This window comes from Pseudomonas sp. TE50-2 (assembly GCF_040813665.1).
Taxonomy (GTDB): domain Bacteria; phylum Pseudomonadota; class Gammaproteobacteria; order Pseudomonadales; family Pseudomonadaceae; genus Aquipseudomonas; species Aquipseudomonas soli.
Genome location: NZ_JBFNXN010000001.1, coordinates 1,832,511 through 1,856,201, shown reverse-complemented (window position 1 = coordinate 1,856,201; position 23,691 = coordinate 1,832,511). Strand labels below are relative to the sequence as shown.

General features: G+C 63.7%; 21 protein-coding genes and 1 pseudogene. 16 read left to right on the top strand and 6 right to left on the bottom strand.

Annotated features, from left to right (window positions below; translation table 11 throughout):
* The first annotated feature begins 18 nt into the window (after positions 1-18).
* The 5 genes from AAHK21_RS08455 (at position 19) to AAHK21_RS08435 (ending at position 8,805) form a co-directional block, all read left to right on the top strand.
* On the top strand, positions 19-1,014 hold the full coding sequence (locus AAHK21_RS08455; RefSeq protein WP_367856996.1) for an NAD-dependent epimerase/dehydratase family protein: 996 nt from the start codon (positions 19-21) through the stop codon (positions 1,012-1,014).
* A gap of 87 nt (positions 1,015-1,101) precedes the next feature.
* Positions 1,102-1,923 carry an ATPase gene (locus AAHK21_RS08450; RefSeq protein ID WP_367856995.1) on the top strand — a complete coding sequence of 274 codons (822 nt, stop codon included), beginning with the start codon at positions 1,102-1,104 and terminating at the stop codon, positions 1,921-1,923.
* A 288-nt stretch (positions 1,924-2,211) separates the two neighbouring features.
* A complete protein-coding gene (locus AAHK21_RS08445) occupies positions 2,212-4,260 on the top strand; it encodes a hypothetical protein (protein ID WP_367856994.1) in 2,049 nt (682 codons plus the stop codon).
* Between the two features lie 135 nt (positions 4,261-4,395).
* Positions 4,396-6,534 carry a hypothetical protein gene (locus AAHK21_RS08440; RefSeq protein ID WP_367856993.1) on the top strand — a complete coding sequence of 713 codons (2,139 nt, stop codon included), beginning with the start codon at positions 4,396-4,398 and terminating at the stop codon, positions 6,532-6,534.
* A 123-nt stretch (positions 6,535-6,657) separates the two neighbouring features.
* Positions 6,658-8,805: an autotransporter outer membrane beta-barrel domain-containing protein gene (locus tag AAHK21_RS08435; RefSeq protein ID WP_367856992.1), complete on the top strand. Its 2,148-nt coding sequence runs from the start codon at positions 6,658-6,660 to the stop codon at positions 8,803-8,805.
* A 61-nt stretch (positions 8,806-8,866) separates the two neighbouring features.
* Here the strand turns inward: AAHK21_RS08435 and AAHK21_RS08430 are convergent, their stop codons facing one another.
* Positions 8,867-9,916 (bottom strand): alkene reductase, encoded by a 1,050-nt coding sequence (locus tag AAHK21_RS08430; protein ID WP_367856991.1) that lies wholly within the window; start codon positions 9,914-9,916, stop codon positions 8,867-8,869.
* A 24-nt stretch (positions 9,917-9,940) separates the two neighbouring features.
* Positions 9,941-10,243, bottom strand: coding sequence for an ArsR/SmtB family transcription factor (locus tag AAHK21_RS08425; RefSeq protein ID WP_367856990.1), 303 nt, complete (start codon positions 10,241-10,243; stop codon positions 9,941-9,943).
* A gap of 152 nt (positions 10,244-10,395) precedes the next feature.
* Between AAHK21_RS08425 and AAHK21_RS08420 the strand changes: the two genes are divergently transcribed.
* Positions 10,396-10,974: an ACP phosphodiesterase gene (locus AAHK21_RS08420; RefSeq protein WP_367856989.1), complete on the top strand. Its 579-nt coding sequence runs from the start codon at positions 10,396-10,398 to the stop codon at positions 10,972-10,974.
* Between the two features lie 16 nt (positions 10,975-10,990).
* On the opposite strand, the gene AAHK21_RS08415 is transcribed toward AAHK21_RS08420, so the two are convergent.
* Together AAHK21_RS08415 and olsB are read right to left on the bottom strand one after the other, a co-directional pair.
* Positions 10,991-11,779: a lysophospholipid acyltransferase family protein gene (locus tag AAHK21_RS08415; RefSeq protein WP_367856988.1), complete on the bottom strand. Its 789-nt coding sequence runs from the start codon at positions 11,777-11,779 to the stop codon at positions 10,991-10,993.
* Positions 11,779-12,534 (bottom strand): L-ornithine N(alpha)-acyltransferase, encoded by a 756-nt coding sequence (gene olsB, locus AAHK21_RS08410; protein WP_038705508.1) that lies wholly within the window; start codon positions 12,532-12,534, stop codon positions 11,779-11,781. The genes AAHK21_RS08415 and olsB overlap by 1 nt, the downstream gene beginning before the upstream one ends.
* A 133-nt stretch (positions 12,535-12,667) precedes the next feature.
* On the opposite strand from olsB, the gene AAHK21_RS08405 reads away from it, so the two are divergent.
* From AAHK21_RS08405 to AAHK21_RS08375, 7 genes and pseudogenes are all read left to right on the top strand, one after another.
* Positions 12,668-13,555 (top strand): acyl-CoA dehydrogenase, encoded by an 888-nt coding sequence (locus AAHK21_RS08405; RefSeq protein WP_367856987.1) that lies wholly within the window; start codon positions 12,668-12,670, stop codon positions 13,553-13,555.
* A gap of 124 nt (positions 13,556-13,679) precedes the next feature.
* The gene (locus AAHK21_RS08400) at positions 13,680-14,756 is read left to right on the top strand and encodes a serine hydrolase domain-containing protein (RefSeq protein ID WP_367856986.1); all 1,077 of its coding nucleotides are present in this window, start codon (positions 13,680-13,682) and stop codon (positions 14,754-14,756) included.
* Entirely contained in the window at positions 14,753-15,049 is a 297-nt protein-coding gene (locus AAHK21_RS08395; RefSeq protein ID WP_367856985.1) for an amidase, read from the top strand. Before AAHK21_RS08400 ends, AAHK21_RS08395 begins: the two co-directional genes overlap by 4 nt.
* A gap of 44 nt (positions 15,050-15,093) precedes the next feature.
* Complete coding sequence (locus AAHK21_RS08390; protein WP_023632820.1) at positions 15,094-15,675, top strand: YceI family protein; 582 nt, start codon at positions 15,094-15,096, stop codon at positions 15,673-15,675.
* Position 15,676: 1 nt separating this feature from the next.
* Entirely contained in the window at positions 15,677-16,834 is a 1,158-nt protein-coding gene (locus tag AAHK21_RS08385; RefSeq protein ID WP_367856984.1) for a phosphatidylserine/phosphatidylglycerophosphate/cardiolipin synthase family protein, read from the top strand.
* 74 nt (positions 16,835-16,908) lie between these two features.
* Positions 16,909-17,483 (top strand): annotated as a pseudogene (locus AAHK21_RS08380) (DJ-1/PfpI family protein).
* A gap of 156 nt (positions 17,484-17,639) precedes the next feature.
* Positions 17,640-18,230 (top strand): GNAT family acetyltransferase, encoded by a 591-nt coding sequence (locus tag AAHK21_RS08375; protein WP_367856983.1) that lies wholly within the window; start codon positions 17,640-17,642, stop codon positions 18,228-18,230.
* Between the two features lie 82 nt (positions 18,231-18,312).
* On the opposite strand, the gene AAHK21_RS08370 is transcribed toward AAHK21_RS08375, so the two are convergent.
* Complete coding sequence (locus AAHK21_RS08370; protein ID WP_046856937.1) at positions 18,313-19,836, bottom strand: fumarate hydratase; 1,524 nt, start codon at positions 19,834-19,836, stop codon at positions 18,313-18,315.
* A gap of 326 nt (positions 19,837-20,162) precedes the next feature.
* On the opposite strand from AAHK21_RS08370, the gene AAHK21_RS08365 reads away from it, so the two are divergent.
* Positions 20,163-21,083 (top strand): iron-sulfur-binding ferredoxin reductase, encoded by a 921-nt coding sequence (locus AAHK21_RS08365; protein ID WP_367856982.1) that lies wholly within the window; start codon positions 20,163-20,165, stop codon positions 21,081-21,083.
* Between the two features lie 93 nt (positions 21,084-21,176).
* Here the strand turns inward: AAHK21_RS08365 and pyk are convergent, their stop codons facing one another.
* Positions 21,177-22,631, bottom strand: a complete 1,455-nt coding sequence (gene pyk / locus AAHK21_RS08360; protein WP_023631128.1) for a pyruvate kinase — start codon at positions 22,629-22,631, stop codon at positions 21,177-21,179.
* Positions 22,632-22,812: 181 nt separating this feature from the next.
* On the opposite strand from pyk, the gene AAHK21_RS08355 reads away from it, so the two are divergent.
* Positions 22,813-23,199: a tol-pal system YbgF family protein gene (locus AAHK21_RS08355; protein WP_023631127.1), complete on the top strand. Its 387-nt coding sequence runs from the start codon at positions 22,813-22,815 to the stop codon at positions 23,197-23,199.
* A 123-nt stretch (positions 23,200-23,322) separates the two neighbouring features.
* Complete coding sequence (locus AAHK21_RS08350; protein WP_046856935.1) at positions 23,323-23,682, top strand: PilZ domain-containing protein; 360 nt, start codon at positions 23,323-23,325, stop codon at positions 23,680-23,682.
* Positions 23,683-23,691: the final 9 nt, after the last annotated feature.

Below are 23,691 nucleotides of genomic sequence, written 5' to 3'. Positions count from 1 at the left end.
AGCAAGGCGGAGTCTTACATGCGAATTCTGGTCACCGGCGCGAGCGGCTTCATCGGCGGGCGCTTTGCGCGTTTCGCCCTGGAGCAGGGCCTGGATGTGCGGGTCAATGGCCGGCGGGCAGAGGGTGTGGAGCATCTGGTCAAGCGTGGGGCGCAGTTCATCCCCGGCGACCTGGGCGACGCTGAACTGGCCCGGCGCCTGTGTCAGGGCATGGACGCGGTGGTGCACTGTGCCGGCGCCGTGGGCACCTGGGGCCGCTATCAGGACTTCCACCAAGGCAACGTGGTGCTCACCGAGAACGTGGTCGAAGGCTGTATCAAGGAGCATGTGCGGCGCCTGGTACACCTGTCGTCGCCGTCGATCTACTTCACCGGTCGCTCGCGCCTGGACATCCGCGAAGACCAGGTCCCACGCCGCTTCCACGACCATTACGCGCTGACCAAACACCTGGCCGAGCAGAAGGTGTTCGGCGCCCAGGAATTCGGCCTGGAGGTGCTGGCGCTGCGCCCGCGCTTCGTCACCGGTGCCGGCGACGCGAGCATCTTCCCACGGCTGATGCGCATGCAGGCCAAGGGGCGTGTGGCGATCATCGGCAATGGCCTGAACAAGGTCGATTTCACCAGTGTGCACAACCTCAACGAGGCCCTGCTCAGCGCGCTGTTCGTCGAGGACCAGGCCTTGGGCCAGGCCTACAACATCAGCAACGGCCAGCCACTGCCGCTGTGGGATGTGGTCAACTACGTGATGCGCCGCATGCAACTGCCCCAGGTCACCCGCTATCGCTCACCCGGCCTGGCCTACAGCCTGGCGGCCCTCAATGAAGGCGCCTGCCTGCTCTGGCCCGGGCGCCCGCAGCCGACCCTGAGCCGCACCGCGGTGCAGGTGATGAGCACGGATTTCACCCTCGATATCAGCCGCGCGCGCCAATATCTGGACTACCGGCCCGGCACCGATGTGTGGGCGGCGCTGGATCAATTCTGCAGCTGGTGGCAGGCGCAACCTGGGCAACGCTGAACCTGTGCGTGGGATGATGGTCATCAGTGCGCCGCCCAGGCGGTTTATACTCATGCCTCTTTGCTACTACCGCGGTTGAATGCACCCATGCGTAACGACGCCCACGATGATTTCGATGATGTGCCGACCCTTCGTGCCGGCACCCCTGATGACGATGAATTGCTGCCTGCCCATGTGGCCCGTAGCCGCCAGAAGGCGGTGCGGCCGCGTAGCAATGGCCCGCTGTGGACATTGCTGGGCGCCTCGTTCATCGCCTTGGGCGGGCTTGGCTGGTGGAGCTTCCAGCAGATCACCCTGATGGAGCAGCAACTGGTCGCGACCCAGGAAAGCTTCGCCCGCATCAGCGAGGAAGCGGCCGGACGCCTGCAGGCGATCAGCGGCAAGGTCGATGCCAGCGAGTCCAGCAACAGCACCGGCAGCGAAGCGTTGAAGCTGCAGATCCGTCAGTTGCAGGCCTCGCTGGCCGAGCAGGACAAGCAGCAGCAGGGTGTCGCCGGGCAGGCAGGGGATCTGGGCAAGCGCCTGGAGCAGGTGCTGGCCGACACCCGCGAGCAGCAGAAGGCGGTGACCGAATTGCAGGGCCAGCTGCAGGCGCAGCTCAAGGCGGTCAATGCCGAGCTGGCGGCGCTGAAGTCGGGCCAGGTGGATGGCGGCAAGCTGGATGGTCAGCTCAAGAGCCTGAGCACTGAAGTGGCGACGCTGAAGAAGCAGGGCAACCCGAGCGCGGCGATCGAGAGCCTCGAGCAGGATGTGCTGGTGCTGAAAAGTCAGGTGGACAACCGACCGGCGGCGGCCGGCGGAGCCTCGGTGCAGGAGTTCGATGCCTTCCGCGGTCAGGTGACCCGCAACATCAGCACCTTGCAAAGCCAGATCCAGAACTTGCAGCAGCAGATCAACGCACGGCCTTGATTCGCTTTTCTGCGAGGACATGGCTGAAGTCTGTTATTGATGTTTAGAGAGTGTTAAGGCGCCGGGTACTTAGTATCAGGCGCCTTTGTTGTTGCCTCTGAAAACACGCGACATCCTTTATGACAAGCCCCGAGCGCGTAGTCACCTGGCATTTTTGTCAGGTGTCGTAGTTGCTGGAGTTTGTTAATTCTAATGACCAACAGTGCCAGCCATCGCCTGTTCAGGATCAGGGTATACGTCTGTCCGGATCCGTTTATTCATGCAAGTAAACCAGTTTGGGAGCGTGTCATGAACAAACCTGTTTCCCCTCTGCAGGGCGGTCAACTACGCCGGTCGGCAGGTAAGCGGTCCGTCTTGATTTCACCTCGGGGCGGTGTGCATGGGTTCAATGAATTGATTGTTGACGGCTTGGTCGACGATGGATACGACACGCCTCCTGAGTTGGTGGCACAGTCAGGACAGCCTTTGCAAACGAGGGTGCCTTGGTGGGATGAGATCGAAGAATATTTCGTCATCACACTGATCTGGAATGGAATCAACCTGCTTGATGCGGATGGTGTTTCCTACGAGGTGGAGCTTGATGATGAATTGAACCCCGACTTCGAATGTCCGCTCGAAGTGCCAGTGAGATATCTGGATCAGGTTGTAGAAGGTACCGATCAAACGTTCGAGCTGGGGTTTGCCGTAAGGCAGGGGTTCGGGGACAACTGGGACTACAGCGCCACCCGTAGAATTCGTGTCGACAAACTTTCCCCAGGCGGTAACGCGGGCAGCATGGCCAAGCTTGAGTTCCCAGCCGAGATTGAGGCCAGAGGGCGTATCCTGGTAACAGATTTCGATGCGAGCGGTGAACTAAGAATCGAGGCCAAGGGTTACGTCGCGCAGGAGCGTGGTGACAAGATCGTGGTGACCATGAGCGATGGCACCACTACGGAAACGGCGGGCCCGTTCGAAGTGCTCAGCAGCAAGGACTCGACCATCCTGCCTTTGCCTCTGGCCAAACTGCAGGCGCTGGTGGACGAGAAGCCAATCACCTTCACTTACCAGTCTACCGACCGAGCCAGCAACGTTTCGATCGTTTCCGTGGCCCACAATTCTCTCTCCTTGCTGTTACGGGATATTCCTCCTGTCTTGGATACACCTATGGTGCCGGGGTTCGATCAGGATACGGATCCTTTGGTGCTCGACGAAGATGCCCGTGCCGGCATCAAAGTCGTAATTCCTCCCGTCACCGGTGTCCGCCCTGGCGACAGGATTGTCGTGCTGTGGGGCGCGCAGCGGTCTGAAGAGCATGAAGTGGACGTGGTGCCAACACCTCCGAATCCACTGATGGAGATCATGCTGCTTTATCCGCTCACCAGTCAGGGATCGGTGCAAGGAAATGTATCGGTCAGCTACGAATTGTGGCGTAGCGGTAGCAGGATTGGTACATCGGCTGGCAGCGCGACGGTCAAGGTCGATCTGCGCTTGCCGGGTGGGCCCGACCCTGATCCAGAGCTCCCGTGGCACGGCAACCTGGTGAAGGCGAGCATCGTCGGTGATGACTCGGGCCAGGCCAACAACCTGACGCCAGAGGATGTGGCAGCCGGTGCAACCTTGACCATCCCCTGGAAGGCCGCCGATGGCACTAATGATGTGTTGGCCGAAGGCGACGAGCTTCAGTTGGTATGGGGGACGAGATCCTTCGTTCTTGATCCCGTGACCGATGTCGAAGCGGCGGCCGCAGTCCCTGTCACCCGCAAGGTACTTCCCGCATGGTTGGCGACAGAACCCAGCGGTGACGTGCAGATGGCCTACGCCGTCACCCGGGAGTTTGGTGCAGGTGGTGAGGCAAACACAGCGCTTTCGCCATCCGAATCGGTCAAGGTCGTGCGTGGGTTGGACCTGCCGGGTCAGGACGGTGCTCTGATCCCGCTCAAGTTCACCTATCTGAACAGTTCCGACGCGATTGACAAGGATATTGCGGAGCGTGACTTGCCAATACGCATCTGGCTTTACAGCAATGCACAGAAGGACGACCAGTTGGTGGTCCATCTCGCCGCCAACGACCGTCAGCGGCCGCCGCCAGGAAACCCGATTCCTGAAGCGCAATGGGACTTGCCGCTCATCAGGATCGAACAGCATCACCTCGACGCCCGCGATTCTAAGGACCCAGACGACCCCGGCTTCGGTTTTGTCGAGCTGTCGATCGAGCGGCGGTGGGCTTTCATCGTCTGCACCGGTTCGGCGACGGTCGAGTACACGGCGACGAACAAACACGGCGATAAAAGGTCCGGCCACATTCCTGTCCCGGTGGCCGTGAAGTTGCCTAGCGAACCTACCTGCCCGTTGTCTTGACGTTCTGGTTGATCGCCTGTCGCCCGGGCGCGTGTTGCAAATGCGTGAGGGTGGCAGGCGGTTATCGGGGCAAACCTGATGCGCCAGGAATGTGAACGCGCGCATCACTGATGCAAAGCCAGAGAGAGTAAGCCAATGTCAGGTCTGAAGGATTTCGATGTCTGCGCCTTGCTGGATGATGGTTATGACGAGGTGCCGGAGTTGCTTCCTGTCGACAGGCAAGCCGATACGCTTGAGGTCAGTGTCCCCGCATGGTCGGGCATTCTCCCCTACGACACGATTGCCTTGACTTGGGGGACCGAGCGTCTTGACGCTACGCCGGGTGCTTTTCATGACGTCACGGAGGAGGAAGCCGAGCGCCCTGATCAACGGTTCCTGTTGTATCTACCCGCCAGCAGCTGGGGTTCGGTGGATGACGGCGAAGAGGCTCGGTTCAGCCTGGGCTACGATGTCAAACCGGAATTCAGCGACCAGTGGGAACAAGGGCCGCGCCGGTGGGTTCGCATCGACAAGCAGGCACCGGGAGGGGCACCTGGGGCGCTGGGCAGGCTGGTTTTCCCCGAGGCGCTGGAGGAGAGGGGGCATATCCTCGAATCCGACTTCACTGAAGGCGTGCTGCAGGTGGAGGTCAGCGGTTACGACGGCAAGCAGCTCGGTGACCGGATCGAGGTGACCGTGACGGACGGCGTGGTAACGGCGAGCGCTGGCCAAACCACGGTCGCCAGTGCCAGTGAGTCCACCCCCGTGGACCTGCACCTGGACGCGTTGCAAAAACTGTTTGAAGGGGTACGGATCACGTTTACCTACCAGGTGACGGACAGGGCAGGCAACGTCTCCGAAGTGTCTCTGCCCCACAACACTCTCAAGCTGCAGCTCACTCCGTTTCTGGATCCTCCTCGGGTTGAGGACGTCAATGACGACAATGAACTGGACTTCAATGCCCTGGACGGTGGGGTGGTCGGTGTCGTTATCGATCCCGACGACAGCTGGCAGGCCGGAATCGTACTGTTTTTGCTGTGGACAGGCATGGCCGCCAACGGCGATGAGTTGCTGCCCGTCGTCAAGCGCCATGATCTGGAACCGATCGACCTCGAGAAGGGGGTCAGGTTCGAGTTGGAAAACGTCCATGCCGCCGCAGTACTGCAGGGCAGTGCCACGCTGGTCTATCGACTGGCCAGCACGCCATGGCGTCACTCGAAACCCGTTACGATTTCCGTCCTCGGCACCCTTGAGCTCGAGGGCCCGAGCCTGGATGGAGTGGATGGATCCTGGCTGGACCCTGAGGCGCTGCCAGAGGAGGGCGTCACGGTACGCATTGCCGCCTATGAGCACATGGCGTTGGGGGATCGGGTACTGCTGAAGTGGAAGGGGACCACTGGCGGTGGGGATCCCAGTGACTATGAATGGACTATCGAGGTTACGGCACTGGCGGATGTCGAGCACCTGGTCGACAAGGGTCATGTGCTGGCGCTGCGGGGCGGGACGCTCGAATTGTCCTATACCGTGACTTCCGTGGGCGGGGCTGCCTCCCCGTCCCCATCCAGGGACTGGCGCATACCTAACCTTTTGCGTCGGCCCGAGGTCGAAAAGGCCTTTGGTGACGATCTCGACCAGTTGGACTTCCAGCGTGACTTTATCGACGCCACCCATGTGAAAGTCACCGTGGCCACGTACCTCGATATGACTGGGGACGAGGTCGCGGTCCTTTGGGTGGGCACATTCACCTATCAATCGCCTTGGCTGCCGGTATCCGCGCCGGGTGACCTGGTGTTTGAAGTACCCCGGGCGGTACTGATGGACTCGATCGGCAAGACTGTGTTCATCAGCTACATCGTCAAGCGTGAGGAAGAGGAAACGTCGGATGTTCTCGAATTGACAGTCCTGCCTCAACAGCTGGAGATGCAGGCGCCAGTCTACATGTCGTTTGGCGGGGAGGAGCCGAAGTTCTCGCTCCGTTACGACGGTATCGAGGCCGGGGATGTCGTCGAGATCTACTGGCAGGTCGATCAGGGTGAATTGCGGGAAGACAGTCAGACCGTGTACCCGGACGGTCAATATCGCCTTGTGCTTCTCGACCAAGGCTGGATTAAAGACGACAAGGGCAAAACTGTTTACACCAATTACTCCATCATGGGAGAGAAGGGGCAGAGGCAGTTCTCTCCCGTATTGCGCTTCGAGCCTGGAGCTTACCGGCAACGCTCATTTGGCGGTGTTATCCGAGGTGTCTACGGACAATTCCTACATAAGATTTCGAGCTTTCTGTCGAGACTGTGACCTGTTTTCTCGGTGCCGAGGTACCCGAGCAGCGTTCAAGTTGATAACGACGAGTAGGAGAGCAATGTGAACCCCCCGATTTCTAGTGTCCCTTTGAGTGTTGCACTGGGCATGGTTGCCGCCATGTCCGGTATCGATCTGGCCGAGGCCAAGGTGCTGGATAACGAGAGCGAGACGGTCAGTACTCCGGTGGCGGACAATTACGAGCTGAGAAATGGTTCGACCCTGGAGGTCACCGCAGGTGGCAGCACCTACGGAATCATCGCTCGCAGTGGTTCGACAGTCGTGGTCGATGGCGGTCAAGTGAATGCTCTGGGGAATCAGACAGGTATAGTCGTGGAGGATGGCACCCATGCCACGCTCAAAGGGGCGACCGTGACCAGCCTGGGCGCGGGGTTCGGGGTTTCGAGCCTCGGCAACTCGACCCTGAGCGCTGAGGGTAGTTCGATTACCGGCCAGACAGGCGCGTCGCTTTCCCAAGGGGGGCGCCTCGACATCGTGGGCGGTAGCCTCACAGGCCATACCCGGGCGGGCGCTTTCGTCACCGGTTCCACCCTCAATGCCTCCGGTGGTGTCAGGATCACTGGCGAGACCAATGGCCTGCAACTGCGTCAGGAGTCGGTGGCCAATGGCGGTGGCGGTTCGCAGGTGACCTTGGATGGTGCGATCGTCGAGGGGAAAACCCGGAGTGCCCTTCTGGTGAGTGCGGGTAGCGGCGGGTCGAAGGGCACGGCAACCATCCTGGTGGCCAACGGCAGCCAGCTTATCGGTGGCAATGGCAATATCCTCGAGGTCATAGTCGGCATGACCGCCGACTTCACCGCGGACAACAGTCAACTGAGCGGCGACGTAGTGGTGGAAGCCGGCAGTACCGCGAACCTGCTGCTGCAGAACAATGCCTCGTTGCGGGGCAACCTGGTCAATGTGCAGAGCCTGGATCTGAACAGTGGTGGCCGCTGGATCCTGACGCAGGATGGCGAGGTCGGCGACCTGACGCTCGACAATGGCAGGGTCGATTTCACTGACAGGGATACCGTTGCTGGCTTCAAGACCCTGACGGTCGACAGCCTCAGCGGCTCCGGCGTGTTCGTGATGGATGTCGACCTGGCCAATGGCTCCGGCGACCTGCTCAAGGTTACTGGCGCCGCCGCAGGCGATCATCAACTGAGCATCGCCAGTACCGGCGCCGATCCGATCGAGGGGCAGGCTCCGCACCGTGTTGTCGAGACCGGCGGTGGCGATGCGACCTTCGGCCTGCTGCACGCTATCGATTTCGGTACCTTCACCTACACCCTGGAAAAGGGCGAAGGCGAGGACAACTGGTATCTGGTGCAGAAACTCGACGACGACGGCAAGCCGATCGTGACGCCGGGCGCCCGTGCGGTGCTGGGCATGTTCAGTGCCGCGCCGACCGTCTGGTACGGCGAGCTGTCGTCGTTACGCAGCCGCATGGGCGAATTGCGCCTGGGGCAGGGGCAAGGTCTGTGGATGCGCAGCTATGGCAATCGCTACAACCTGTCGGCCGGCAACGCCGTGGCCTATCAACAGGACCAGAATGGGGTGAGTTTTGGTGCCGACGGCGCTTTGCCCGGCTACGATGGCCGCTGGCTGCTCGGGGTGATGGGCGGTTACAGCGAGTCCGACCTGGACTTCAGCCTCGGTTCATCCGGCAAGGTCAAGAGCTACTACGTCGGTGCCTACAGCACCTGGATGGCCGACAATGGGTACTACATTGACGCCGTGCTCAAGTACAACCGTTTCCGTAATCGCAACGATGTGGTGATGAGCGATGGTCGCAAGACCAAGGGTGAGTATCACAATGACGGCCTCGGGGCCTCGGTGGAGGTCGGGCGGCACTTCAAAATGGGCGATGGCTGGTATGTCGAGCCGTTCACCCAGCTGTCCACGTTGTGGGTCGATGATGACAGCTACACCCTGGACAATGGCATGCGCGCCCAGAGCGATGGCGCCAACTCGGTGCTCGGCAAGGTCGGTGCGCAGGTCGGGCGCAGCTTGGTGCTGGACAACGGCAGCATCCTGCAACCGTACCTGAAGGTCGCGGCGGCCCACGAGTTCATCAACAGCAACAAGGTGAAGATCAACGATAACCACTTCACCAACGATCTCTCCGGCACTCGTGGCGAGGTGGCGGTGGGCCTGGTGGCGCAGGTATCGGAAGTGTTGCAGCTGCACGGTGAGTTCCAGTACAGCAATGGCGAGCATATCGAGCAGCCGTACGGGGTCAACCTGGGCTTGCGCTACAACTTCTGATCGTTCGCAGGTATCCACTTGTGGAAGCGGGCAAGCCCACTTCCACAACTCTTGTACTTCCCTACATCCGCGGGTAGTCGATATACCCAACCGGTCCTTTGCCATAGAACGTCTCCGGATGCGGCGCATTGAGCGGCGCATCCGCGGCCAGGCGCGCCGGCAGGTCGGGGTTGGCGATGAAGGGGATGCCGAAGGCCACCGCATCGGCTTTACCGCTGGCCAGGGCAGCGTTGGCGCCGGCCTTGTCGAAGCGCTCGTTGACGATGTACGGGCCGCCGAACGCTGCCTTGATCAGTGGACCGATGCTGTCGTCAGCCTCTTTCTCCCGCGAGCAGATGAAGGCGATGCCGCGCTTGCCCAGCTCCCGTGCCACATAGGTGAAGGTCTCGGCACGGTCGGCGTCGCCCATGTCGTGGGCATCGGCCCGTGGCGCCAGGTGCACGCCCACACGGCCCGGGCCCCATACCTCGATGGCGGCATCGGTCACTTCCAGCAGCAATCGTGCGCGATTTTCCAGCGAGCCGCCATAACGGTCGGTGCGCTGGTTGGTGCTGCTTTGCAGGAACTGGTCGAGCAGGTAGCCGTTGGCGCCGTGGATCTCCACGCCGTCGAAGCCGGCGGCCTTGGCGTTCTCGGCGCCGCTGCGGTAGGCCTCGACGATGTCGGCGATCTCTTCGGTTTCAAGCGCGCGCGGGGTCGGGTAGTCACTGAGCGGGCGCACCAGGCTGACATGACCCTTGGGCTGGATCGCGCTGGGGGCCACCGGTAGTTCGCCGTTGAGGTACGACGGGTGGGAGATGCGCCCGACGTGCCACAGTTGCAGGAAGATGCGCCCGCCCGCGCCGTGGATGGCCTTGGTCACGTTGTGCCAGCCGCGCACCTGCTGGTCGTTCCAGATGCCGGGGGTATCCGGATAGCCGACGCCCATTGGCGTGACCGAGGTCGCTTCGCTGAGGATCAGCCCGGCGCTGGCGCGCTGCACGTAGTATTCGGCCATCAGCGCGTTGGGCACGCGGCCTTCGTCGGCGCGGCAACGGGTCAGCGGGGCCATGATGATGCGGTTGGGCAGTTCCAGGTCGCCCAGGGTGATCGGGTCGAACAACGTAGTCATGTGCGAAGCCTCGCTTGGATCAGGTCAGAGCTCTTGGCTCATTTGCTCGAGAAACGCCTTGATGGTCGCCTCGTTGCGTTTGAAGAAATGCCACTGGCCGATCTTCTGGCTGCTGATCAGGCCGGCGCGCTGCAGGGTGGCCAGGTGAGCGGACACGGTCGACTGCGACAGGCCGCAGCGTTGGTCGATCTGCCCTGCACACACACCGTGTTCGGTGCTGTGGTGCTGCTCGGGGAACTGCGCGGCCGGGTCTTTCAGCCAGTTGAGGATGTCTCGCCGGACCGGGTGGGCCAGGGCTTTTATTATTTCGTCGAGATCGATAGGCATGGTTGGGCTCGTGGTGTGTAGCGGTATATCGCGATTAGGCGAAATATAAATCGCTGCATCGCGATATACAAATATGAAGTGGTCATAAGGCAGGTCTTGATAGCTATATCGTCTTGTGACGATATAGCTGCCAGCGGTGCTAGACTGGCGCCATGAATTATCTCGCACACCTTCATCTGGGCGGCCCCGCGCCGCAGCAACTGCTTGGCAGCCTGTATGGCGATTTCGTCAAGGGCGAGCTTGCGGGGCGCTTCCCGCCTGCGCTGGAGGCTTCTATTCGGCTGCACCGACACATCGACCGCTACACCGACAGCCACCCACTGGTGCTGACGGCGTTGGCGCGTTTCCCGCGCGAGCGGCGGCGGTTCGCCGGGATCGTCCTGGATGTGTTCTTCGACCACTGTCTGGCGCGGCACTGGACGGCGTATGCCGAGCAACCGCTGGCGCAATTCACCGATGATTTCTACAAGGTATTGCTCGCCGAACCGGAGTTGCCGGGGCGGTTGGCGCGCATCGCGCCCTTGATGGCGGCCGACGACTGGCTGGGAGCGTATGGCGATTTCGCCACCCTGGAGCGGGTGTTTGCCGGGATTGCCCGGCGCCTGTCGCGACCTGAGGGGATGGCAGGGGTGATGGTGGAACTGGAGCGGTTGTACGAGCCGTTGCTGGCGGACTTTCGCGAGTTCTATCCGCAATTGCAGGCATTTGCCCAGGCACAGCAATCGGCTTGAGTCCGCAATCGCGGACTCAGGCTGCCCGAGCCTGTCGCCTCGGTGCCACTTCGACGTTCTCGGCGCCGAACAGCGCCAGATTGACCGCCTGTTGCGCTTCGAAAGCCAGTACCGCGCGTTCCTTGCCCGCGCTGTCGATTGACGGCAACAGGTGGATCAGCACTTGTCCGCGGTCCTGCGCGAACAGCCGCATCAAATGGGAAACCAGGTCGTCCTCGCCAATGAACGGCGCGATCGGATCGGTCTGGCCCGCGCGCAGGTACTGGATTGCCACCGGCTGCACTGGCGTGGCCTGGTCGATAGCCCCGGCCAGCAGGCGCCCATGGAAGGTGCGCAGGCTGCGACCGTCCGTGGTGGTGCCTTCGGGGAAGATCAACAGGGGGCGTTGTTCGCCCAGTTGTTCGCTGATCTGCTCGCGCAGGCGCTGTGCATCGCCGCCGCCGCGACGAATGAACAGGGTACCGGCCTTCTCGGCCAGCCAGCCGGCCAGCGGCCAGTGGCGCACCTCGGCCTTGGACAGGAACGACAGCGGGGTGAGCATGCCGAGCAGTGGGATGTCGGTCCACGACACATGGTTGCAGACCCACAGCATTGGCTGTTGCGGCAGCTCGCCCTTGACCTGGACTTCGAAGGGCAGGGCGGCGACCAGGCGCCCCATGAACATCCGAGTCCAGCGTTGGCGCTGTTCTATCGAGGCGTTCAGCCCAAGACGCTCGCCCAGTGCGATGACACTGGCCATGGCCAGTCCCAGGGTCAGCACCAGGAACAGCCGCAGCAGGCGGGCAGCGGCCCGCAGGCGCGGCATCAGACCGCCGCCTTGAAGTGACGGGCGTAGCGCGGGCAGAGGTCGTCGCGCTTGAGCAGGATGAACACGTCGGCGACCTGGAAGTCCTCGTCCCAGCACGGCTCGCCGCAGATCTTCGCGCCCAGGCGCATGTAGGCCTTGAGCAACGGCGGCATCTCGGCGATGACGTTGTTCGGCAGCGGCAGGCTGGGCAGCGGGTTCTTCGGTTCGGCACGCAGGTGCTCGGTGCACAGGTAGCGTTCGCGCAGGCGCTGCATGATTGCGTGGGCCTGCACGCCGCCGTCCTGCATGGGGATGCTGGCGCAGCCCATCAGGTAGCTGTAGCGGCCCTCATTGAGCACTTCGGCCAGTTCGCTCCAGAGCACGGCGATGGTGCCGCCGTTGCGGTAGGCCGGGTCGACGCAGGTACGGCCCAGTTCGAGGATCGGGCCCTGCAACTGCAACAGACCGTGCAGGCTGAACTCCTCTTCACTGTAGAAGCGGCCGAGGCTACTGGCGGCCTGGTGATCGAGCAGGCGGGTGGTGGCGACCAGTTGGCCGGTGGCCAGGTCGCGCACGCCGATGTGGCGGCAGTGGATGTCGTAGTCGTCCATGTCCAGGCCGTGTTCGGCGCCCTTGAGCTTGGCCTTGAATTCGGCGCTGAACACCTTGAAACGCAGGGCCTGTGCTTCCTGCAGGGCCGCGGCGCCGACCAGGCGTTCGGCTTGCAGACGGCGTTCAGTGCTGGTGTCGCCAGAGCGAGCGATCCGGGTCATCGTGAGTCTCCATAAGCCAGCCAAAGGGTTGCGGCCGGTCGGCTTTGTTGTGCAAAGTCAGCCTAGGTACGCCCGGTGTCACCCCCGTGAATCTTTGGTGATGCTTGCGTGACACCCTTGAAAGGAGCTTGCGATGGCCTGGTTGCAACGACTCAACGACCCCTTGCGCCACCCGCTGGCGGCGACCCTGGGGGAAACCTATGCGGCGGTGCTCGAGCGCTTGGGCGCGGTGATGCCGTTCGAGCTGGCGGTGCTGGGCGGGCGCGCCATGGCCACTCCCGGGCTGGCGTTCCTGCTCGGCTACCAGGCGGCACTGCGGGTGCTGTGGCCCAGCGCGCCGGCCAGCCTGGGCGCGTTGTGTGCCACCGAGCGGCGCAGCGTGCGCCCGGCGGATATGCACACCCGCCTGGACGGCCTGCGCCTGACCGGCAACAAGGACTTCGTCACCGCTGGGCTGGATGCTGAATGGCTGTTGGTGGCGGCGCGCCACGAAGGACCGGGCGAGGCGCCGCGCTTGCAACTGGCGGTAGTCTATCCGGGTGAGCCCGGTGTAAGCCTCGAGGCCTTGCCGACCCTGCCGTTGATGCCCGAAGTGGGGCATGGCCGCCTGCTGCTCAAGGACGCCGCGTGCGAGTTGCTGGCCGGTGATGGCTGGGATGCGTACGTCAAGCCGTTCCGCTCCCTCGAGGACCTGTATGTGCTGGCCGCGCTGGTGGCCTGGCTGCATGGCGTTGCCCAGGAGTGCGCCTGGCCGCAGGCCCTGCGCCTGAAGCTGATCGGCCTGCTCGCCGGGTGCGCCGAGGGCAGTCGGCAATGCCCGGACAGCGTAGCCTGCCACCTGCTGCTGGGTGGCCTGTTTGCCCAGTTCCAGGACGTGCGGGGCGAGATCGACCAGGCGTTGGCCTCAGGGCCGGAGCACTGGGCGCAATTGTGGCAACGCGACCAGGGCCTGCTGGCGCTGGCCGGCGCGGCCCGTGACAAACGCCTGGCCAAGGCCTGGAGTGCCGCCGGACTGTCATGAAAGCCTGAGAGGCTGGGGGCACCTTTGAACCTGGGCCGCTGTGCGTCCCATCGCGGCTGAAGCCGCTCCTACAGGCCATGCGCAACCTTTGTAGGAGCGGCGTCAGCCCCTTGCAGGACTCTCCATGAAGGCAGTGATGCTTGCCCTGGCCATGACCACCGCCCCAGCCTGGGCCGAAGACTGGCCTGCGGCGCAGTGGCCGGTCGACAACATGCTCATCGACTGGCAAGCCGTAGACACCTACGCCTTTGCACCACGCGAGACCGAGCGCGGCGGCATTCGCACCGATGCGCTGTTGATCATCCGCGACGGGCGCATCCTCCATGAACGCTACGCCGAGCCGACCCGTGCCGACACACCACACCTAACCTGGTCGGTGAGCAAGAGCGTGCTGGCCACGGTCATGGGCGTTGCCTACGGCGAAGGGCGCTTCCAGCTCGAAGATCCGGCTTCCCGCTATTACCCGGCCTTGCAGGCGCACCCAACGCTGCGCCTGGCCGACCTGCTGCATTGGGCCAGCGGCTTGGCCTGGCAGGAAGATTACGAATACGCGCCATTGAAGTCGTCGGTGGTGGCCATGCTCTACACCCGTGGCCGCACCGACATGGCTGCCTACACGGCGGCCAGGCCCGCCGCCCGTGCGCCCGGCACGCAGTTCGTCTACTCCAGCGGCGACAGCAACCTGCTGGCCGCCAGCCTGCGCGGCATGCTCGCGCCTGAGCGCTATGCCGACTATCCCTGGCAAGCCCTGTTCACCCCGCTGGGGATCGACAGCGCTGTCTGGGAGCGTGATGGCGCGGGCACTTATGTGGGCTCCTCGTACCTCTATCTCAGTGCTCGCGATCTGGCGCGCATCGGCCTGCTGATGCAGCGTGACGGGCGCTGGCGCGAACAACAGTTGCTGCCGGCCGAGTGGGTAGCGTTCAACCGCACCTTGTTCAGCGCCGCGCAGCCTGTACCGGGCGAAGCCAACCCCGGCGGGCACTGGTGGCTCAACCAGACATTGCCCGGCCAGCCGGTGCCGTGGCCGGATGCGCCGAGCAACACGTTCGCCGCACTCGGCCACTGGGGGCAGGCGCTCTATGTACTGCCCACGCAAAAGCTGGTGATCGTGCGCTACGCCGATGACCGCGACGGCAGCTTCAGCCACAACGAACTGCTCAAGCGGGTGCTGGCCGTCGTGGCCGGGGAGGGCGCATGAAGCGGGTGGTGGTCCTGCTGCTACTGGCCGTGTCGGCCTGGGCCTGGCACGAGCGCCAGGCGTTGGCGGACTTCCCGGGTATCCTTTCTGCCTACTCGGCGAAAGAGTACTGCTCGTGTCGGTTCGTGATGGGTTTCCCTGAGGCCTATTGCCGGGGCTATGTGCGCCAGTACCTGCCATTGGGCCTGCTGGAAGAGGACAGCCCCGGGCGTCTGGTCACCGCCGAGGGCCTTGGCCGGCGCAACCAGGCGGCCTGGCAGGGTCACCGCGAAGGCTGCCGCTTGCTGCCGTGAAACCGTGCGGGTAAGGTTGACGGCCTTGATTCACAGGATTTCACATGTTCAAGCCGTCCCGTCTGCTGCCCGCCCTCCTGCTCGCCCTGTGCTTGCCCGCCCATGCCAACTGGCACCTGGATGGCGAATCCTCGCGCCTGTCCTTCGTCACCGGCAAGAATGGCAATATCGCCGAGGTCAACCGTTTCCTGGTGCTGCATGGCAAGGTCGACCGCAAGGGCGCGGCCGAGGTCAGCATCGAGATGGACTCGATCAGCAGCGGCATCCCGCTGCGTGACGAGCGCATGCGCGATGGCCTGTTCGCCTTCGAGCAGTTCCCCGAGGCCACGGTGCAGGCACAGATCGACCTGCGCCCGATCAACGACCTGGCCAACGGCGCGCAGCTGGAGCTGCGCCTGCCGGTGAGCGTGACCCTGCACGGCCAGACCCGCAGCTACAACACCCTGCTGCTGGCCACGCGCCTGGACGAACGGCGTTTCCAGGTGGTGACCCTGGAGCCGCTGATCCTGCGCGCCTCGGAGTTCGGCCTGCTGCCGGGCCTGGAGAACCTGCGCAAGCTGGCCGGGCTCAAGTCGATCAACCCCTCGGTGCCGGTGAGCGCGGTGCTGATCTTCACCGCCCGCTGACATGCCGGGGCCGGTCTTCCCCTGGCGGGATGGCAACCAGTTCGAACTGCTGATCGACGGCCCCGAGTTCTTCCCGCGCATGCTCCTGGCGATCGTGCGTGCCGAGTATCAGGTCGACCTGGAGCTTTACCTGGTCGAGGCCGGGGCGTGCGCCGAGGCGGTGGTCGAGGCCCTGGAGCAGGCCGCGCAGCGTGGCGTGCGGGTGCGTTGCCTGTTCGACGACTATGGCTCGCTGGCCTTCACCTCCTCCTTGCGTGAGCGCCTGTTGGCGGCGGGTGTCCAGCTGCGCTGGTACAACCGCCTGCGCTGGCGCCGCGGCCTGCGCAACCTCTATCGCGATCATCGCAAGCTGTTGCTGGTGGACGAGCGCTGGGCGGTGGTCGGCGGTACCGGGGTTACCGACGAGTTCTGGACACCCGAAGCCGACACCAGCGAGTGGCACGAAGTGATGGTGCGCATGGAGGGGCCGGTCGTCACCGACTGGCAACTCTTGTTCGACCGCCAGTGGCACGCCAACCAGCGCCGCACCGCCTGGCGCCCGCCCGAGGGCTTCGGCCTGCCCCGCCTGCCCCAGGTGCCGGCGCAGGGCCAGGGCATGGGCCGGGTAGCCTATGCCGACGCCCGCCAGCACAAGGACATCCTGCATGCGCTGGTGCGCGCCCTGAACAGCGGCCAGCGGCGCATCTGGCTGGCCACGCCGTACTTCCTGCCGACCTTCAGCGTGCGGCGCTCGCTGCGGCGGGCCGCGCAGAAGGGCATCGACGTGCGCCTGCTGCTCACCGGCCCACGCACCGACCACCCGGCGGTGCGCTATGCCGGGCACCGCTATTACCCAAGGCTGCTGCGTGCCGGGGTGCGGATCTTCGAATACCAGCCATGCTTCCTGCATCTGAAGATGGTGCTGGTGGACGACTGGGTCAGTGTCGGCTCGTGCAACTTCGATCACTGGAACCTGCGCTTCAACCTCGAGGCCAACGTAGAAGCCATCGATCCGCCGCTCAGTGCTGCTGTCGCCGCCAGCTTCGAGCGCGATTTCGCCCAGAGCCTGGAGGTCGACCTGGCGCGCTGGCATGCCCGTCCACTGTGGCGTCGGGTGCAACAGCGCCTGTGGGGCTGGCTGGACCGGTTGGTGGCCAATCTGCTGGATCGTCGCGACTAGTGACGTATATCGCCGTCACGCAAAGCAGACTATCGTGCTGGAACTGTTCCCAGACAACCGATGGAGTGGATGCGATGACGGCGAAGAAGATTCTCATGCTGGTGGGCGACTATGTGGAGGACTACGAAGTGATGGTGCCGTTCCAGGCCCTGGCCATGGTCGGCCATACCGTCCATGCCGTGTGCCCGGAGAAGATCGCCGGGCAGACGGTGCGCACGGCGATCCACGATTTCGAGGGCGAGCAGACCTACAGCGAGAAGCCCGGACACAACTTTGCCCTGAACTACGACTTCGTCCAGGTGCGCGCCGAGAGCTACGACGCCTTGCTGATCCCGGGCGGGCGCCGGAATACTTGCGCCTGAACGACAAGGTGCTGGAACTGGTCAGGGCGTTCGATCATGCGGGCAAGCCTATTGCCGCGGTGTGTCATGGCGCGCAGTTGCTGGCTGCGGCCGGGGTACTGGAAGGGCGCGAGTGCAGTGCCTACCCGGCGTGCGCACCTGAAGTGCGTCTGGCGGGTGGGCAGTTCATCGATATCGCGGTGGACCAGGTGCATGTGGACGGCAACCTGGTGACAGCGCCGGCCTGGCCTGCGCATCCGGCGTGGCTGGCGGCATTTCTCAAGGTGTTGGGAACGCGGATTCAGTAAGACGGACGTAACGCTGTGCGAGCGGTCAGGTGGCGGGCGCACGGCCACTCGGCAGCGGTCATGGAGAAATACCTGTCGCGCAGGGGAAAGGCCGCAGGGCAGGGGGGATGCTAGGGTGGGTCTCAGTCATGGCCATCGACAGGAGGACCGCCCCGCATGGAAATACGTTTGCTCCATGGCGCTGCCATAGCGCCTTACATCGATGACCTCGCGTGCCTACGCCTGACGCTGTTTCGTGAGTTTCCCTATCTGCTGGACAGCTCCTTGAGCCACCAGGCGGATTACCTGGCCAGCTACGCCGAATCCGGGCGCAGTCTGGTGGTGCTGGCACTCGACGGCAGTCAGGTGGTCGGCGCCGCCACCGGCTTGCCGTTGGTGGACGCCGATCTCGAGTTGCAGCAACCCTTCCTTGCCCAGGGGCGCGATCCGGCCTCGATCTATTACTTCGGTGAATCGGTGCTGCTGCCGGCTTACCGTGGGCGGGGGCTGGGCGTGCGTTTTTTCATCGAGCGCGAGTCCTATGCGCACAAGCTGGCCGAGTTCGATGCCTGTGCGTTTTGTGCGGTGGAGCGCCCCTCCGGGCACCCGCGGCGCCCGGCGGACTACAAGCCGTTGCAAGGTTTCTGGCGCAACCGTGGCTTTCTGCATGAACCGTCGTTGCGTACTGCCTACCGTTGGCGGGATCTCGACGAGCAGGCGCAGTCGGCCAAGATCATGTCGTTCTGGCTCAAGGCGCTGCCTGCATGATCTGTGCTGAGTCGCTCAAGCGAGCGCCGTAAACGAAAACGCCCGGCGTGGGCCGGGCGTTCCGTTGACAGTGAGCGGTGCTTTACTTCACTTCCACCGCCAGGCTTTCGGCGATCTTGCTCTGCCACAGCGCAGGGCCGGTGATGTGTACCGATTCACCCTTGCTGTCCACCGCGACGGTGACCGGCATGTCCTTCACTTCGAACTCGTAGATCGCTTCCATGCCCAGCTCGGCGAAGGCCAGGACCTTCGACTTGCGGATGGCCTGGGCCACCAGGTAGGCAGCGCCGCCGACGGCCATCAGGTACACGGCCTTGTTGTCCTTGATCGCTTCGATGGCGGTCGGGCCACGTTCGGACTTGCCGATCATGCCCAGCAGGCCGGTCTGCTCGAGGATCTGGCGGGTGAACTTGTCCATCCGCGTGGCGGTGGTCGGGCCGGCCGGGCCGACTACTTCGTCACCGACCGGGTCGACCGGGCCGACGTAGTAGATGAAGCGGCCTTTGAGGTCCACCGGCAGCTCTTCGCCACGGTTGAGCATCTCGACCATGCGCTTGTGCGCGGCGTCGCGGCCGGTGAGCATCTTGCCGTTGAGCAGGATGGTCTCGCCCGGCTGCCAGCTGGCGACTTCTTCCGGGGTGATCGCGTCCAGGTTCACGCGGCGAGCGCTTGGGCCGGCTTCCCAGACGATTTCCGGGTAGGCGTCCAGCGACGGCGCTTCCAGCTCGGCCGGGCCGGAGCCGTCGAGCACGAAGTGGGCGTGACGGGTGGCGGCGCAGTTGGGGATCATGCACACCGGCAAGGAGGCGGCGTGGGTCGGGTAGTCCATGATCTTGACGTCGAGCACGGTGGTCAGGCCGCCCAGGCCCTGGGCGCCGATGCCCAGCTGGTTGACCTTGTCGAACAGCTCCAGGCGGATCTCTTCGAGGCGGTTCTGCGGGCCACGGGCTTTCAGCTCATGGATGTCGATGGATTCCATCAACACTTCCTTGGCCATCACCGCGGCCTTCTCGGCGGTACCGCCGATGCCGATGCCGAGCATGCCAGGCGGGCACCAGCCAGCGCCCATGGTCGGGACGGTCTTGAGCACCCAGTCGACAATCGAGTCGGACGGGTTGAGCATGGCCATCTTCGACTTGTTTTCCGAACCACCGCCCTTGGCCGCGACATCCACCTCGACCTTGTCGCCTGGGACGATCGAGTAGTGGATGACGGCCGGGGTGTTGTCCTTGGTGTTCTTGCGGGCACCGGCCGGGTCGGCCAGGATCGAGGCGCGCAGGACGTTCTCGGGCAGGTTGTAGGCGCGGCGCACACCTTCGTTGATCATGTCGTCGACGCTCAGGGTGGCGCCGTCCCAGCGCACGTCCATGCCGACGCGGATGAACACGGTGACGATGCCGGTGTCCTGGCAGATCGGGCGGTGGCCGGTGGCGCACATGCGCGAGTTGATCAGGATCTGGGCGATCGAGTCACGCGCGGCAGGCGACTCTTCACGCAGGTAGGCCTCGTGCATCGCCTGGATGAAGTCGACGGGGTGGTAGTACGAGATGAATTGCAGGGCGTCGGCGACGCTCTGAATCAGGTCGTCTTGCTTGATCACGGTCATGCAGCGCGCTCCTCTTAAAGACGGGAACATTCGAAAAGGCATTCCGACAGTGCACACCTGTATGTCAGGAACGCCTGGCAAGGCGCCGGCTGGTCGGGCCGGCACAAAAAAGGCGCGGCAGTATACCGTGCCCCGCCTGCGGAAACACCTGCACGTGGTCTGGACCAAGGTCGGCAGGGAAGGGGCATCCTTTTTGCTGATGACATGCGATGCTGTTGTATCGGGAGCGTTTCGCCGGCAATGCACAGCCCCTGTGGGAGCCGGCTTGCCGGCGATGGGGCGCAAAGCGCCTCTGGAAAACCTTGAATCGAATGAGAAACCTGACCATGCCCGAACTTTGCGTGGGCGAGCGCCAATGGGTAGTGCCAAGTGGCAGCAATCTGCTCGATGCCCTCAACGAGGCAGGCCTGAATGTGCCCTACAGCTGCCGCGCCGGCAGCTGCCACGCCTGCCTGGTGCGTTGCCTCGATGGCCTGCCCGTGGATGCCAGGCCCGAGGCCCTGAGTACGGCCCAGCGCGACGAGGGCTGGCGCCTGGCCTGCCAGTGCTCGGTGGCCGGCGACCTGCGGGTGGCGCTGTTCGACCCGCTGCAGGATGGCCTGCCGGCCACGGTGGTTGCACTGGATTGGTTCGGCGACGTGCTGCGCCTACGCCTGCGCCCAGGCCGGACGCTGCGCTACCAGGCTGGCCAGCACCTGGTGCTGTGGTGCGGCGACGTGGCCCGCCCCTACTCGCTGGCGAGCCTGCCGGGAGAGGATGAGACGCTGGAGTTTCACCTGGATTGCAGCCGCCCCGGCGCGTTTTGCGACAGGGCCCGGCAGTTGCACGTAGGCGATGCATTGAGGCTGGGCGAGCTGCGCGGCGGGGCGCTGCACTACGACCCTGACTGGCAGGCGCGGCCTTTGTGGCTGCTGGCGGCGGGCACCGGGCTGGCACCTTTGTGGGGCATCCTGCGCGAGGCGCTGCGCCAGGGGCATCAGGGCGAGATTCGGCTGCTGCATGTGGCGCGCACCCCAGCCGGGCACTACCTGGCCGAGGCGCTGCAGGCGCTGGAAGGGGTGAGCGTGGAGTTGGTGCTGGCCGAACAGTTGGATGAGGCGCTGGCCGGCTTGCGTCTGGCGTCGCGCCAGACCATGGCATTGCTGTGCGGGGCGCCGACAAGTGTCGAACGGTTCGCCCGGCGGCTGTTCATTGCCGGGGTACCGCGCAACCAGGTATTGGCGGATGTTTTCACCGAGCATGCCTAGGCATTGAAAAATCGCGGGGCAAGCCCGCTCCCACGCAGGTGATACCTGATGCGTGGGAGCGGGCTTGCCCCGCGATAGCGTTTTAACGCCAGATCAGCCGACCAGCGGATCACCGACATGCAGGATCTTCATGCCGTTGGTGCCACCGATGGTGTGGTAGCTGTCACCCTTGGTCAGGATGACCCAGTCGCCTTGCTCCACCAGGCCGCGTTTGAGCAGCTCGTCGACGGCCGCCTGACTGACCTTGTCGGCCGGCAGCGAAGCCGGGTCGAAGGCGATCGGGTAGACGCCGCGGAACATGTTGGCACGGGCCTGGGTGGCGCGGTGTGGCGACAGGGCGAAGATCGGCACGTGCGAACGCAGGCGCGACATGATCAGCGGCGTATAGCCACTTTCGGTGAGGGCGATGATCGCCTTGACGCCGGGGAAGTGGTTGGCGGTGTACATGGCCGCCAGGGCGATGCTCTCGTCGCAGCGTTCGAAGGTGGTGTGCAGGCGGTGGCTGGACTTCTGGCTGGTCGGGTGCTTCTCGGCGCCCGAGCAGATGCGGGCCATGGCCTGGACCGCCTCGATCGGGTAGCTGCCGGCGGCACTCTCGGCTGAAAGCATCACCGCGTCGGTGTTGTCGAGCACGGCGTTGGCCACGTCGGACACTTCGGCGCGAGTCGGCATCGGGTTCTGGATCATCGACTCCATCATCTGGGTCGCCACGATCACCGCCTTGTTGTTGCGGCGGGCGTGCTGGATGATCTTCTTCTGGATCGCGATCAGTTCGGCGTCGCCGATTTCCACGCCCAGGTCGCCACGGGCCACCATGACAGCGTCGGAGGCGAGAATCAGCTGGTCGAGGGTCTCGTCGTCGGCCACTGCTTCGGCGCGTTCGATCTTGGCCACCAGCCAGGCGCTGCCGCCGGCTTCGTCACGCAGCTTGCGGGCGTATTCCATGTCGCTGGCGTCGCGCGGGAACGACACGGCCAGGTAGTCCAGGTCCATTTCCGCGGCAAGCTTGATGTCGGCCTTGTCCTTCTCGGTCAGGGCCGGTGCGGTCAGGCCGCCACCTTTGCGGTTGATGCCTTTGTGGTCCGACAGCGGGCCGCCGATGATCACCACGCAGTGCAGGGCGTCTGCGGTGGCCGTTTCGACGCGCATGACCACGCGGCCGTCGTCGAGCAGGAGTTCGTCACCGACGCCGCAGTCCTTGACCAGGTCGGGGTAGTCGATGCCGACGATATCCTGGTTGCCTTCGGTCAGCGGGTGAGCGGTGGAGAAGGTGAACTTGTCACCGACTTTCAGTTCGATGCGCTTGTTGGCGAATTTGGCGATGCGGATCTTCGGACCCTGCAGGTCGCCCAGCAGCGCGACATGGCGGCCGTTCTTGGCGGCGATGTCACGGATCAGGCGGGCGCGGGCCTTGTGCTCGTCCGGGGTGCCGTGGGAGAAGTTCAGGCGTGCCACGTCCAGGCCGGCGAGGATCAGCTGTTCGATCACTTCCGGCGAATTGCTGGCGGGGCCAAGGGTGGCGACGATTTTGGTACGGCGGATGGTCATGCACAGACTCCTATAGTGAAGCGCAGCGAAAGGCTACTCCTCAATTGCGCTGTAGTCATTGTTCCGTTGCACTACCTGTACGGTTGCGAGGGTGGCGTTTGAACGGTCGCGGTATGCTTGCAAAAGCCTGTGAAGATTTGTCGTGAAAGGCCGATACAGTGCCCATCAAAGGAGAATTCCCATGCGCACCCTGATCGTTTTGACCATGGCGGCCAGTGTCGTCGGCTGCACCCGCTGGTCCATGGACCACCACCTGAACAATGCCTACCGCGCCTATGACCGTGGCGACTGCGCCAAGGTGATGCTCGAGCTGTCGCAGGTCGACCGCACCAGCCGTGCCCGGCCGTTCATCCACCCGGAAGTGTCGCTGCTGCGTGGCCAGTGCCTGGAGCGCCAGAAGCTCTACGTCGATGCGGCGCAGACCTACCAGTACCTGATCCAGCAGTATCCGCGCAACGAATACGCCTACCGCGCCCAGGCACGTCTGCAGACACTGGAGAAGCTCGGTCACCTGCGCGGCAGCGAAGCGGCGGTGGCCAGCCCGGTGAACACTACACCTTGGCGTTAATCCCAAGGTGTCGATGATTTCATGTAGTCCGTCCGTCGGACTGGGCTAATCTGTTGGAGAGTTGTAACGATCATCGCCAGTACCTTGTCTTCCTGGCTCCAGGTACAGGACTTCACTTCGATCATGTTTATCGAGCGACATATAGAACGTCATCAACTGCCTTGCGTGCTCAAGGTCTTCAACCGCTGCACCGACCAGCAGATCGGCTACCTGGGCAACGCTTCCGAAGACGGCCTGATGCTGATCAGCCAGTTGCCGGTGCTGGTGGGGCCGGACTTCGAGCTGCAACTGCGTGTCCCCCTTGCCGGCGGTGGCCTGCAGTTCATCAACCTGACCGCCAGTTGCCTGTGGTGCCGCGAAGATGAGACGCCCGGGCATTTCGATGCCGGTTTCATGTTGTTGCAGGCGCCGCAGGAATACGACGGCTTTGTTCGCTCGCTGCGCGATTTCTTCAGCTTCCGGCCCATGAACGCCTCTGCGTGAGGCTGGCCC